This window comes from Litchfieldia alkalitelluris (assembly GCF_002153425.1).
GTDB classification, from domain to species: Bacteria; Bacillota; Bacilli; order Bacillales; family Salisediminibacteriaceae; genus Evansella; species Evansella alkalicola.
This window is the reverse complement of record NZ_KZ119600.1, coordinates 892131-905703: the sequence shown is the minus strand read 5'-3', so window position 1 is coordinate 905703 and position 13573 is coordinate 892131. Positions and strand designations below refer to the sequence as shown.

General features: G+C 34.3%; 11 protein-coding genes and 1 pseudogene. 4 read left to right on the top strand and 8 right to left on the bottom strand.

Annotated features, from left to right (window positions below):
- The 3 genes and pseudogenes from BW724_RS04225 to BW724_RS04215 form a co-directional block, all read left to right on the top strand.
- A pseudogene (locus tag BW724_RS04225) lies at positions 1-759 on the top strand (transposase); the annotation flags it as partial.
- A 437-nt stretch (positions 760-1196) separates the two neighbouring features.
- Entirely contained in the window at positions 1197-2564 is a 1368-nt protein-coding gene (locus tag BW724_RS04220) for a DNA cytosine methyltransferase (RefSeq protein WP_235848891.1), read from the top strand.
- Between the two features lie 109 nt (positions 2565-2673).
- On the top strand, positions 2674-3855 hold the full coding sequence (locus BW724_RS04215; RefSeq protein WP_176371287.1) for an MspI family type II restriction endonuclease: 1182 nt from the start codon (positions 2674-2676) through the stop codon (positions 3853-3855).
- A 32-nt stretch (positions 3856-3887) separates the two neighbouring features.
- Here the strand turns inward: BW724_RS04215 and BW724_RS04210 are convergent, their stop codons facing one another.
- The 7 genes from BW724_RS04210 to BW724_RS04180 form a co-directional block, all read right to left on the bottom strand.
- On the bottom strand, positions 3888-4196 hold the full coding sequence (locus BW724_RS04210; protein WP_088073866.1) for a hypothetical protein: 309 nt from the start codon (positions 4194-4196) through the stop codon (positions 3888-3890).
- Between the two features lie 27 nt (positions 4197-4223).
- Positions 4224-6650 (bottom strand): DEAD/DEAH box helicase family protein, encoded by a 2427-nt coding sequence (locus BW724_RS04205; protein WP_088073864.1) that lies wholly within the window; start codon positions 6648-6650, stop codon positions 4224-4226.
- Between the two features lie 123 nt (positions 6651-6773).
- Positions 6774-7142 (bottom strand): HIT family protein, encoded by a 369-nt coding sequence (locus tag BW724_RS04200; RefSeq protein WP_088073863.1) that lies wholly within the window; start codon positions 7140-7142, stop codon positions 6774-6776.
- Between the two features lie 32 nt (positions 7143-7174).
- The gene (locus tag BW724_RS04195) at positions 7175-7999 is read right to left on the bottom strand and encodes a hypothetical protein (protein WP_088073862.1); all 825 of its coding nucleotides are present in this window, start codon (positions 7997-7999) and stop codon (positions 7175-7177) included.
- A 96-nt stretch (positions 8000-8095) separates the two neighbouring features.
- Positions 8096-8770 carry a restriction endonuclease gene (locus BW724_RS04190; protein WP_088073861.1) on the bottom strand — a complete coding sequence of 225 codons (675 nt, stop codon included), beginning with the start codon at positions 8768-8770 and terminating at the stop codon, positions 8096-8098.
- A gap of 49 nt (positions 8771-8819) precedes the next feature.
- Positions 8820-9614, bottom strand: a complete 795-nt coding sequence (locus BW724_RS04185) for a nuclease-related domain-containing protein (protein WP_235848890.1) — start codon at positions 9612-9614, stop codon at positions 8820-8822.
- A 222-nt stretch (positions 9615-9836) separates the two neighbouring features.
- Positions 9837-12167, bottom strand: coding sequence for a hypothetical protein (locus BW724_RS04180; RefSeq protein WP_088073857.1), 2331 nt, complete (start codon positions 12165-12167; stop codon positions 9837-9839).
- A gap of 300 nt (positions 12168-12467) precedes the next feature.
- Between BW724_RS04180 and BW724_RS04175 the strand changes: the two genes are divergently transcribed.
- Positions 12468-12689 carry a hypothetical protein gene (locus tag BW724_RS04175; RefSeq protein ID WP_088073856.1) on the top strand — a complete coding sequence of 74 codons (222 nt, stop codon included), beginning with the start codon at positions 12468-12470 and terminating at the stop codon, positions 12687-12689.
- Positions 12690-12866: 177 nt separating this feature from the next.
- On the opposite strand, the gene BW724_RS04170 is transcribed toward BW724_RS04175, so the two are convergent.
- Positions 12867-13538 (bottom strand): DUF6946 family protein, encoded by a 672-nt coding sequence (locus tag BW724_RS04170; RefSeq protein WP_088073854.1) that lies wholly within the window; start codon positions 13536-13538, stop codon positions 12867-12869.
- Positions 13539-13573 lie beyond the last annotated feature (35 nt).

Genomic DNA, 13573 nt, shown 5'->3' with positions numbered 1-13573 from the left:
GATCCAAAGTTTTTAAACCAAAAAGGTCTTCGTTCCCTAATTGATGAAGATGCGAGAGTTGGTCGTAAAAGTAGAACACAGAGTTTTTATGGGTATAAAACAGAGTTTACAATGACAACTAAAGAAAGAATCATCACTTCCGTTCGAACAGAAAGTGGTTCTTATATGGATGGTAATCATTTAAGCAGTATGCTAAAAGCAACAAAGAAGTCAGGTATTAACATAAAAGAAGTATTCGCAGATAAAGCTTATTTTAGAAAACCTCTCTTAGATGAACTGGAAGAACTAAAAATAACACCATACATACCTGTCAGCCCTCTTATTTACAGAATTGATGAAAGCAAGTATACCTATAATAAAGATGCAGATGAGTGGCAATGTTCTTATGGAAATGCAACTGAAAAAAAGAAATATTTCAAGACTAGCAATAAGAATGGGACATTTGAAGGATACAAATATTATTTTGAAATCAATCAATGCAAGACTTGTCCTTTACATGATGAGTGTGCTGGGAAAGCTGCAAGAAAAATTCTGAAACTCGGTAAAAATACAGCTGAGTTTTACGATATTTCTCAGTATCAAAAGACGGAAGAATTCATAGAGAAATATAAAGAGAGAGCTTCAATTGAAGGGAAGATTGGAGAAGTAAAAAGATTCAATGGCCTATACCGAGCTAGAGGATATGGGCGATTAAGTGTGTCCAAACAATCAAAATTAACTGCAATAGCAGCTAATATAAAGCGAATAGCAGCACTAGTACCCTAATAAAAGAGAGGAATACTAGTGCAGATACCCTCTGCACTACCATATATATGGTAAATTGAAGAGGAATTCTCTTTCTGGCTCTAAAAAAAGAGAAAAAAGCTTAAATTGGTGAAAAATATAGTTACTTTATCACTGGTTCCGAACCGTCCCCATTGACCCCGATCATAATATGATATTCAACAACTATATTATTGAAAGATAAAATGTTACTGAATAATATAATCTTTTTACCTTTAAAACAGTTCCTACCACAAGATCTAGTTAAATTCTACCGTATTGAAGGTCAGGAATCGATTTCTATCGGAACTTCACTTCAGTAATGTTATAATAATAATAAATCCAATTCCAAACCAAATTTTTATTATATTAGAAAAAAATATTTTAAGAGGGGCACCTACTAGTAATACTTTAGTAATATGGAGGAAAGAATTATGAATTATCAATTTACGTCAATAGATTTATTTTCCGGTCCTGGTGGAATTTGCACAGGATTCAAGTGGGCAAATATTAAACCTCTAATTGCTGTCGAAATGAGCGATTGGACTGTAGAAACATACAGAATCAATCACAATGCGGATGTTTTAAATCTTGATGCTTATTTAAATAATGAAATACCAAATGTTGAGGATTATTTTTTACCTAATGATAAAACACTGTTAATTCATGGGGATATCACCAAGGTAACTAATGAATTAATAAAAAAAATATTAAACAAGAGGTTTAATTTAGAACGTGTAGATATAGTAACTGGTGGGGCACCATGTGAAAGCTTTTCTATGGCAGGGAAGAGAAAAGAAGATGATGAACGGAACAATTTATTTTTAAACCTAGTTAGAATTGCTAAATTTGTTGATTCTCACATGATACTTTTTGAAAATGTAAAAGGCTTATTATCAAAGAAACTTAACGGTATATCAGGACAAATGTTTGAACTTATATGTGATGAGATTGAAACTCCTGATATTGAAAGCGGAGTATCGTTTAAATTAGCTAGTAGATCTAAAGATAAAGTTCTATTGAATTCCAGCCACTATGGAATCCCGCAAAGTAGAGAGAGAGTTTTTTTGATAGGTGTTAACACTAAATATGCTGTTCAGTTTGAATATCCCATAAAGAAACATGGGATTGATGGTGATTTTCCACTTGTAACCGTAGGTGATGCAATACTAGATCTCCCTCAGATAAAATCTGGTGAAGAAGCCTCAAAATATGAGTTCAATATTAATAATATTTCTGAACCACATAGGCTAGATTTCATTAAAAAAATGAGAGGTATCTCATTAAACATACCAAGTCACCTTTCATATGATTATAATGTCTTACATAATCATAAAGCTGTAAATCACAGACAGAAAATGGTCGAAAGAATGTCTTATATTCGTCAAGGCGAGGGCATGAAACACGCTGCTGATAGAATAATTGCACAAGGTAATACCGAGTTAAGAAATGAAATATTTCCCAAAAAGTTATATTCTGCTAGAAATAGAAGATTAAAAATGGATCATCCTAGCTTCACTGTTACGTCACATTGCCTTGATGAAATGGTACACCCTACTGAGAACAGGGGATTAACACCAAGAGAAGTTGCACGACTTCAATCATTTCCTGATTGGTACTCATTCCAAGGTCCATATGTGAAATTTCATAGTGATCCTGAACAAGATAAATATGAACAAATCGGCGATGCAATACCACCTTTACTTGCATATGAATTAGGTATAAATATTTATAATTCTTTACAGAAAATTTACACTAATTATAGTATACGTAACAATTTATTATTAAAGGAAACTATATAAATAATTTCAAAAAAACTTTTGTTTAATAAACAAAGGTTTTTTTTGTTTTATGTCAAATTGATTATTATATAAAATACCTTACTTAACGTAGAAAGGATATATGTCTAAAATGAATTATGATAATTCCAAAAAGAGTCTACATGGAAAGGCTGGAAAGGAAGAACTAGAAAATTTATTAAAGGGGTTTGAAGAGAACCAATTTGTGAAAGATATTGTTAAAGATTATTCTGTAGGTTATGGTTCTCATGATAATAATCAATTTAAAACCCACTTTCTCGTTCAGTTTTTAGATAATGAACAATGGATCATCACTTCTACCACCTCTGTGAGAAGTGATCGAACAAAGGGCAATCAGTGGGAAGCATATAATATTAAGCAATTGAACAAAAATGTTACTAGAGCTATCCTAACATACCCTGATGGAATTAATGAAAAAGAAGAGCTAAATGCCAAGTCATATAATAGGAAGATTCAGGAAAATAATATTTATTCTGAGATTACAGATGTTATATCTATTAGTGATCTTTTTGATGAAATAGAACAAAAGGTACTCCAGTCAAAATCTCCAAACTCAAAAAGAGCATTAGAAGGGAATTCATTTGAAAAGAGGCTCGTTGTTATTCTCAATAATAAAGGCAACTTAAAAAAGTGGAATTCCCAAAACAGTATAGAAGTTGGCCTGCAATTCCCAATATTCAGTATGATTTTAGAAGCTTTTGGAATGAAGAATGATATTTCAATAAACAAAATTTCCGCCACAGATAAAATTAGTAAATTACCTTCAGGTGGGCTGCCTAAAACAGACGTATTGATTAAGTTCTATTTTGAAAATAAACCTACTCAGACCTATACAGTTAGCTGTAAAAGGACAAGAAATAACAAAGTTACCATTCATGAATATAGTGTAGATAGTTTTATAAAAGCATTGTGCTTAGAAGATAAAAGGTTAATTGAAAGCTTGCGATCCCTTCAAAAAGTAGGCGGACCGACAGCTTTAAAAAATAATTATCCACCTGATTATGATTATCTAAACAATAATTTAATAAACTATATTAATCAACTATCTAAATGGGTTTATGGAGGAATTGGAGGAGAAGGTAACCCTAATGAACATTGGGCATATTACATTGTGAGTTATAATAACGAGTTAAAAGAAGTCAGCATATACACTATTGATGATTATATTAAACAAGCAAAAAATATAGCAGGACAATTCAATACTCCATTTACATGGACATATGCATCAGGACAAAAAGGAAAAAGCCTCCAACTTAAAGGTCCAGTAATTTAATTACAAAAGAATAACCTTATCACTGAATAAGGTTATTTTTTATTGCTATTGTTTCTATCCCGTTCATACTTTAAAAATTCTATATAATATGTAAACGCCCTACTATACATTCTATTCCCTCTCTTATCTTTTTCAATAAATTGATTAACAGAAAAATATATATCTTTTAACTCAACGACTTCAACTAAGTTATAACCATTATATAAAGTTCCTTCAATTATACTATTGTTTTTTAGTTCTCTCGAGATAGTATTAATAGCCCCTGAGTATTTACCTATACTACTGTCTGATAAATCAGTATTATTTTCCAACCATTTAATAAAATCATCTTTTTCGCTCATATTTTTCCCCCATTTATTAATGCTATATCAATTGCTCTTCCTCTCAAAATACCGATGCAATCTATACTCGCAAATCTCTTTTGTCCACTCATACAATGTTTCATTATGCCCCGGTTCAACATCAAAAGCGGGTCTAAAAACTCCACCTTCAAATGTTAACAAACCTTTTGAACTACCGCTCCATTTACTCATAGGCATATCTGCTATCAGCTTAGCCACTTTGTTTTTATCATAATCCCATAAACGTTTTCCTTGTTTATCAGAAAAGTCGATTCTTTTTCGATACTCTTTAGCCGTTAAGTATTTATGAAAATAAGATGCTGTCTCTTCTGGTGTCACTGGGGATAACCAACCATCTAAGCCACGGCTGAGCATATAAGATAGGACTATCATTTTATAACTCTTGGACATTCCAGTTCTTTCTACTTCCTTCAACCATGCTTCATTCGCTTTGAATACTTCTTCCTCATGCTTGTCCAATTCTTCAGCCCAGTATAAGAATCCAATGTAAGACTTAAATTCTTGATAGTATTCAACTGCGTTGGAATCTCCATATAAATGTAGCTCAAGATAGGAGGGCCTTCTCCCCAACTCCATCTTCAAGTCTAAGTACGCATGGCGTAACTGTTCTTTTCTTGGTTGTCGTTTTTTCCTAAGCTCATTGATAAGGTTAATAACATCTAAATCAAAATCTGCAAAACAGTTTTCAGGTACTTGTGGAATTGCATCAGCACTCTTCTTCCTTTCATCAGCAGTTCTCGTATCAAGAAGGCTTAATTTGTTATCAGCATTCCGATAATTTCCAATGAGATCAATAATAGTACAATGTTTTTTACCATCAGCTAACCGCAGTCCCCTCCCAATCTGTTGCGTAAAAATTGTTAATGATTCTGTCGGACGAACAAATAAAAGGGTATCTAGGGAAGGAATGTCTGTACCTTCGTTGAATAGATCCACTGTAAAAATAATCTCTAGTTGGTCGTTTTCAATCATTTTGATAGCTTCTGCACGAGGGATTTCACTTCCTTGAGAGTGTAGACTCGTTGCTCGAACACCTTTAGATTTGAAATAATTAGCCAGGAAGTTCGCTTGCTTGATGGAAGAACAAAAACCAAGAGTACGAGTTTGCTTATGTTTTTCCCAACTCTCAAAGATCTTCTGTGCCATGTCCTCTCTTAGTTGAGCCCTTAATAATTCTTCTTCGTCATAACGACTACCTAGCCATGTAATCTGAGAGTAATCTGTTTCATCATAGACACCAATATAATGGAATGGAGCTAACCATTGTCGTTGAATCGCTTCAATAAAATGCAGTTGATAAGCTACATTACCATCACAAATCCCATAAACGTCCTTGCCATCCATACGGTCTGGTGTTGCTGTAATACCTAGTAAAAAATCTGGCTGAAAATAATCTAAAACCCGCTGATATGACTTTGCTGCAGCATGGTGAAATTCATCTATTATGATTAAATCAAAACTATTTTCTTTAAACTTATTCAAATGTCTTTCGTTAGCTAATGTAAATATCGAAGCAAAGACGGTATCCGCTCTGTGTTCTTTTGTTGTGCCATTATAGATTCCATAAATACGTTCCGGCATAATATGTTGAAAGGATCGTTTAGCTTGTTTTAAAATTTCCTCCGTGTGAGCAATGAATAATATACGATTATAGTCTTGTGCAAAAAAGCCCGCTAAATAGGTTTTTCCTAGACCAGTAGCCATTACGCACATTGCCTTTTCATAACCTTCTTCTTTTACAATTTCAAGTGCTTCCAACGCTTCGATCTGAGCATGCCTTGGTGAAATTGGGCCATAGTTTTCTTGTGTTTCTTTAACTATTTCCACAGTTTTGGTATCTTGTGTTTTTGGAATCATTAATTCCGTTTCTTCTGCTTTTGTCCATGTCCTTATTAGATTTGGATTTTCACGATGGTATTGGTCGTATAGTTTTTTATATTCACCTATTGTCTCATCATTGATTGGCACAGTCTGTTCATGTAGGAATAGCTTCATGAACTCCCTTACTGCTTTTTCGTATGTATCAATAGATGTTTCTGAATTCATCATTAAGTTCCACTCAACACCATGGGTATAAGCAGATCTTGACATGTTTGATGAGCCAATAATTAACGAGCCATCATCATCTCCGTACTGAAAAAGATAAGCTTTTGGGTGAAAAGATTTTCCGTTACTTTTATATAAACGAACCTCGATTTTTTCACTAATGTTCGTTAGATTTTGAAGTGCCTCAGGCTGTGTAACAAATAAGTAGTCACCCGTACATACTTTTATTTCAGCATCTCGCTCCACAGCTCTTTGCAAGGGCTTCTTAAGAATATCCACCCCGGATTTCATTACAAATGAAGTTAATATATAGATCGAATCAGCTTTATCGATTGCCTTTGTTATCTCTTCAATTAATGCTTCCGTTATTAAATGGACTTTGCTCATTCTCAACACCCTCAAATAATATGTATATATTTAACAGTTTATCATAGAGCGTATGTACTAGGAAGGATCTACCAGTATTTTGACATGAAAAATCCCTTTTGAAGATTCTTCAAAAGGGCTAGGTTAATATTTTTGCTTTTCTGGAATGACGCCACGAACGCCACCTCTAGGATCTTTCATGTCACCAGTATATCTTGGGATTAAATGAACATGTACATGGAAAATAGTCTGTCCAGCTGTCTCACCAACGTTAATTCCAATATTATAACCGTCTGGTTGGAATTTCTCGTCTAGCAGCCTATTCCCGTCTTCAAGTAGACTATTAATGGCCTCCCTTTCCTCAAAGGTCGTCTCAAAAAAGTCGCTGACATGACGTTTCGGAATAATTAGCAGATGCCCTTTATTGACAGCGTATTTGTCGTAGATGGCGAAGGCTAGGTTGTTTTGGAGGACTATTTCAAGATTTTTAGTGCAAAAAATGCAGTTAGTCATGGTTTTTGTCCTTTCCCTATTTCCTCTTTTATTTACTTTTTGTGGAGAACAATCAATTTCTTTTCTTTTGTTTTACTTCTTGGTGAAAAAGAATAAGAGAGATTTGAAAAATCATATTTATATTCAAGTCCCTCAATTGCTTCCAACCAAACATTCTCCAGTTTTTCTCTGAAATAAAATGCTTCTTCAACCATGTTTTTTTTCTGTAAATTGTTTAACTTCGAAAACTTCTCAAGAATTAACAACCATTTAACCTTTTCTAGTTTATCATGAGTTAAGCGGCCGTCATTCCTCTTTCTAACAGCTTTTTTATATAACCAATGTTTTATGCTAACAGGTAGCTCTAGTTTTCTTACATTTTCTATTGTTATAAAACTAGCATTATTTTTTACTGCTGCATCTATTACCCAAGATGGGATATCAGGGTGAACTAAGTACTGTTCAATATCTTTTTTTGAGACACCAACTTCATTTGCAATAAATATTAAACTTTTATTTTTCTCAACCAAATCACAAATTATTTTATGTTTATCAACCCATGCGCTTTTGTTATTTCCAAACATATTTCTCAATATATCAATTCTTTGTTTCGTCTGGTTAGAGTATGGCTTTTCAAGACAAGTAACTTCATCTTCTAGAGATAATACTTCCATATAAGCTAGGTATTGACTATACCCATATTTTAGCCAATGCTTCCCCTCCTTATCTTTCTCAGTAACCATCTTGCACTCAAAATCATCACCTTGTTTTAAAGTGTTAATCATAACAGAAAGTGACTTCTTAGAGACACTCTCTGTATATATAGGAATAATATCTTTCAGTCTTACTAACGATAATCGAACACTATTATTAGCCATTTCCTCTCACCACCTCATATTCCTGATGTTATTATGAAGGATATGAGGTGGTGAGATTGTCCTATACTATATTAAAGATAAGCTTGATCTCCTCTTTTAACTAATTTTCTTCTTTTGCACTTCCTGCCACTTTACTATATTATTTCTCACCCAATCTATATTATGGCAATCAACATTGAATACATCGGCTTGTTTTAGTGCTTCATTTGTATATCTAGTAGTGGTTATAAACTTACTTAATGCACATTTATGATTTCTCTTCGCTGAGTTTAGTTCCCTAATTTCCTTAACAGTAATTTGATTTCCTGAATGGATATAATGTTTGATTTGAACAGCTTCATAGGCTTTATCTTTAGGATTATAGATAATTAAATCTACACCACCGTCAGCGCCTTCTGATGTTTCCTTTGGCTTATATCCTCTCGCTTTAAAATATAAAAAACATAGTCTTTCGAATTCACGCCATGATAAGTTTTCTAATGTGTCTTTAATGATCTCTTTATCTTCTCTCAAACGGTTAGGGCTATCTTGTGCTACACTAGCCTTGCCAGAAGAACGAGGCTTTGTCCTTTTCTTTCGACCAACAGTTTTCTTTTTCTTCTTTGGTAATATAGCCTGTACTAAAATTCTTATGATAAATGTAACTACAAGTATCCCGAGTAGCACCATATAATTCGAACTGTTAAAAACCATCAAAAATAAATATAAACTTCCAATTAAAAATAATCCTGCGACTACAGAAGCAACATTACTCCTATCTTTTTTGTTCATTCACTTATCCTCGCTTCCATTTTTTCTATGGTGTAAATTATGTATACCTCTACTTCTTTTGATGCTCAAAACAATAAACATTTCCACCAAACTTTTTATCATTTGCCACACAGAACTCTTTCACTTTTTCAGAAACGACCTTACCGCACTTACCACACTTTGCTGTTGATTCAGCAGGTGGTTTACTGTTGATTTTTTCTGTGTGAAGAGTTCGTATTTTAGGGTCTGTAATGTTCGCACTCTTATATGTTTCATAGATTAGCTTAACAGCCTCATCATCAATTGGTTGTTGCTGTTCGGCTTTTAAACGTAGTATCTTTCGATCAATAAACTCTGATAACTCCGTATCATAAACTACCAATTGATTAGACCCTATTTTTCTTAAATCTGGATCTATGTTAAAACGACAACGCATAGTAAAAGAGATCATAGATATGTATGGTGTCTTAGGCGTATCCTCTAATAATTGTTCCAACGCTTTTTGATGACCATAATTTTGATATAAAGGATTATACATTTTATATCTATTGTTCACATACCAATGGCGACTATCTTTAGTCCCCTTGATATCCCCTTGATAATTCTTCGTTTCAATTACAAAAATAGCATAAGGGCTAATAACAACATGATCTACTTGAGAGTATCCTGTTTTTGATTTGGGGTTCTCGATAAGAAGGTCACTCAAATATAAACAATCCTTCGGAAGCTGGTCCAGTTGAATATCTATTTTATATTCCCCTAGCTCACCCTTACGAATAGATTTGGCATTATTTTTCTGTGTCGTTGATGATTTCTGAGTCTTCTTTGTTGTTGTTTTCTTTGTGTTCTTCTGCTCTACTTTCACAAATAGCTGCTTTATTTTGTTAAAAATTGTACTTCAACTCCTGCCTTTATTTTCTATTACCATATCTAGTATAATAGTACCATTAAAACTAATGGATGAAAGTCCCATTTTTATTATATAGAATCCTAGTAAGCAACAAGAATCATCATACATTTGAAAGCCATTCATCTACAGTTTTTCTCTCACAGTTCAAAAACCCCCTATAAATAGGAGGTTAGTTTGTTACACAATATTCTCTTCCTCAAGTTGTAGTGTGGATAGGCTTTTCAGCATTGGTATAAACACAGGTGCAATTTGTTTTGTAGTATCATCCACTTGTTTAGTGATGTCAACAGGTTCTTTCCCTTCCTCATCATCTTCTCTTTCTTCTTTATAATGCGCTTGGATAATGGATAGACCAATTAGGGACATGCCAAATTTAAATTGAGCCTTTACTAATTCTGATTTGTCTTTTTCGCTATTTTCTATTTCAGAAAGGAGAGATTTGTTTTTCACATTGACATAGAAATCGTATTTCCCTTCACTCGCTTCCATAATGCGTAAGACAGAGTTTTCATTCATACCATGTCGTTCCCACTCTCCCTCTTCCACGTCATAAACATTCGGTGGCTCTAGCACCGATTTCTTCTTCTTAGTAGGAGTCCTCATTTTGACTGGCTGACTAACTAATACTTGGAACTGCTCAACAAAAGGATTTTTCTGCACAATATCAGTTACTTCAACCTGATAATTATACGTTTGCCCCACTCTACAATTTGACGGTAAAGTGATATATAATGCTGCAATGCCATCTAATAGTGTTATTGAATAGTTAGGAACTTTCACGCCATTAAGTGTTAGTTTAATTCTTCCAGGATTTAATTCCCGTCCAAAGTAATTATTCTCCACATCCGTTTTAAATAAGATTCTCGCTCTCCTATTTTTCGGTACTTCTTTTATATACTGACCTTTCCCAGTTACCCCATTCTTTAAATCAAAGAAGGTTGGGAACTGCTTCCCCCTATAGTTACTTTTATTCCGATGAGGTCCTTTGTTTCTTTTTCGAATATCTTCATCAGATTCAATCGAGGTACCTGACAGTAATAACCGCTTTAATGAATCAGATTGATGGATAAGCTTATTTAAAACATCGGACATCGGCTTTGAATTACCAATTTTATTTTTAATGGCATCTTCTCGCCGTTTTTCATTTAACTCTTTTAATAGTTTATTGTTTTTGAAATCTTCTTCCAGTGTCTTCTCAATTTGCTTCTTTAATTCCACATTCCTTAATGAATCCCTATTGTTCATAAATAAATCCTCACGAGAACGAAGATCAAGGTCAGAACAATCTAGCACTGCTAAAACTGAGTCTGAGATATATCCCAAACCAACTGCTTTTCGTTTATAAATAGACTTAGAAATACTTCCATGGGTTTGGCCATTTATAACAAAAATTACTCCTTCATTTATACGATAGTTGGAACCTTTCCCTTCTTTAAATACATACAAGGAATAGTTTATTTTCTTATTTTGGACCACAATATGACTCTGATACGGAAAACCCTCTTCTAAATTATTATTCCTGTCCTCTTCTAACCGTACATTTAACCCAGTTAATGTTGTCTCTAATGTATGCCCTTTATAATCACGTGTTTCAATTATACGAATTGGTAATGCCACACTTGGAAGTAATACAGATAATCTATAATAAAGGTCAAAAGTTGCAATTGTACGTAACCCACTGAGTTTGTATTCATACAATTTAATAAATGTACCCCATTCAAATGGACGATTATTCGGCAAGATTGGTAAATTGTCTGCTTCGAAACTTAGTATTTTATTATTTGGAGCTAAATATTGATAAGATGAACTTTTTGCTCCCACTTCTGGTGCGCCTCTTCTTACAATTGTTACGCCCCAATAGGAAGAAGAATCATCCTGTTCCCCATTTATCCGATTATATTTTTCTGGAATCGAAGGACAGCGCTTTGAAATGATGACTTGAAAGTTCTGATCTCCGCAAAACTGAAGTACTCCAGTTCCTCCCATATTGAATTTCCCTTGAACGAATGGAATACGCAATTTATTATTTTTGCTAATAGAAAGAATCGTATCAGGCAATCGATTAGGGGTTTGACCTTCCCCACTATCTACGATGAAATAGTTTGGCTTTTTCTTTTTTCCGGAAGCATAGAGTTGTATATTTTGAGATAGGCTGGTTCTATCGGTCTTTGATATGTTTAGTAGCTTTCCTTGTGGGACTGAGAAAAACATATCCATAGCCTCACGCATACTTTTTGGCGCTTTTGGGCTCTCTGGATTAATATTTTTTTCATAGCTTTTTCTTATAAGTACAGCATCTACGCTGTTAATAAGTTTCTCCACTAAGGCAGCATCAGCAGAACTTTGTTGTGCCCCAATCACGGAAAAATTGTTCTCATTCCCCCCAAACGGTTGCCAACAGCTTTTGTCATGAAGGTACCCATAGTCCTTCAATATTGTTAAAACCTCTGACTCACTCTCTGCCTTCGCTAATTTAATAGCAAATCTCTTGACGCTTTCATTATCCATATTTATGTAACCTCCCCCCTATCAAAATATGAGAGAGGCTGTTGTCCAATTACTAATTTGTGGTACTAGGAAAAGGGACTAGCTTTTCAAAATAAAAGGACCTATATGCATGGGAGTTCGGGGACCATGTCCCGCACAATCTCGTGAATGTTCACATAAAAGTCGGGGACCAGGTCCCTGAACTTATCTATCATTAACAAAGTATTCACTATATTTTTAAAGGAGTTAGAATGCAGTTGGAGAATATTGTAGATATATATGATATGTATGTCGTAATTTGCTAGGAATGGGGGTTGAGAGATGGATAATGCTATGGATTTAATGGTTATTATTGCACCAATTATCGCACCATTTGCGACTGCAATAATTATAACCATGGTCGCCCTACAGCATAAGCGTAAGGTTCTGGAATTGAAGAATGACACAAATATTGATGTAATTGAATTAAGTAAGAAAATTGATCAATTGACAACAAAAGTTGATGAACTGACCAATGAACTGCAAAGAGAGAAGAAGATGTAGTTTGGAGCTGGACGTGAGAATGTGGGAGTTCGGCTTGCTGCATACTACGCGTATATGAAATAGGAATAATTTAGGTTATATTATTAATGAAATGGAATAGTATGAAAAAAGATTGCCTAGTTAGAAAGGCAATCGTTTTTTTTTAGAAAAATTGTCATGTAATCGATGAAATTCATTCTATTCGTTTTCTGTTATCCAAGCGAAATAAAGATTTTTCCTATTTATTTGAACCGGACCAACTATTCTATTTTTTTCTAGCGATAAATTAAATAGATTTACGAACGCAGCGTAGTCATAATACCATTGACTCGTCTTACTGAAAGAATGGACGAGCATAAGTGCATGGTCCGCCCCTACCTTTTCAGCCTCAATAATTGCCGAAGCTGTACGATGTAGCAATTGGTAACGTTTATCCATCACAGAAGCTTTATCTAATTCGAGGACGTCTAATAAATAATCTAATCTTATTTTTTGACCATCACTAGGCTCTGTCCCAAGCCATTTATTCACAGGTTCACCAAAGGGCTCTGACGCCTTCCCTTCAACCATGATTGTGACGAGTTCTTCATTACTTTTGGCTAATACATAGAGGTCATTTTGAGACGAAGCCCCTCGACCTTTGAGGGAAACCTTGTATTCTGGGAAACCATATAAAAATTCCAACTGGTTGAAAATCTGAGGTTGACTGCCTTTGAATAGTGCCTTAACACTTTTAGGGAAGCCATCTGCTCCCTCCCATGTTTCAGCTAGTTCCTTTGCTGAATACCCAGTTTTCCACTGTTTTTCCCTGTCTGCCAGTAAACATCTCCAAGATTCCGTACCCTCCGTTGGAACAAAGTATTTCCCCATTACAGATCCCTCCATCATTTTTTTACTAGCCTTTT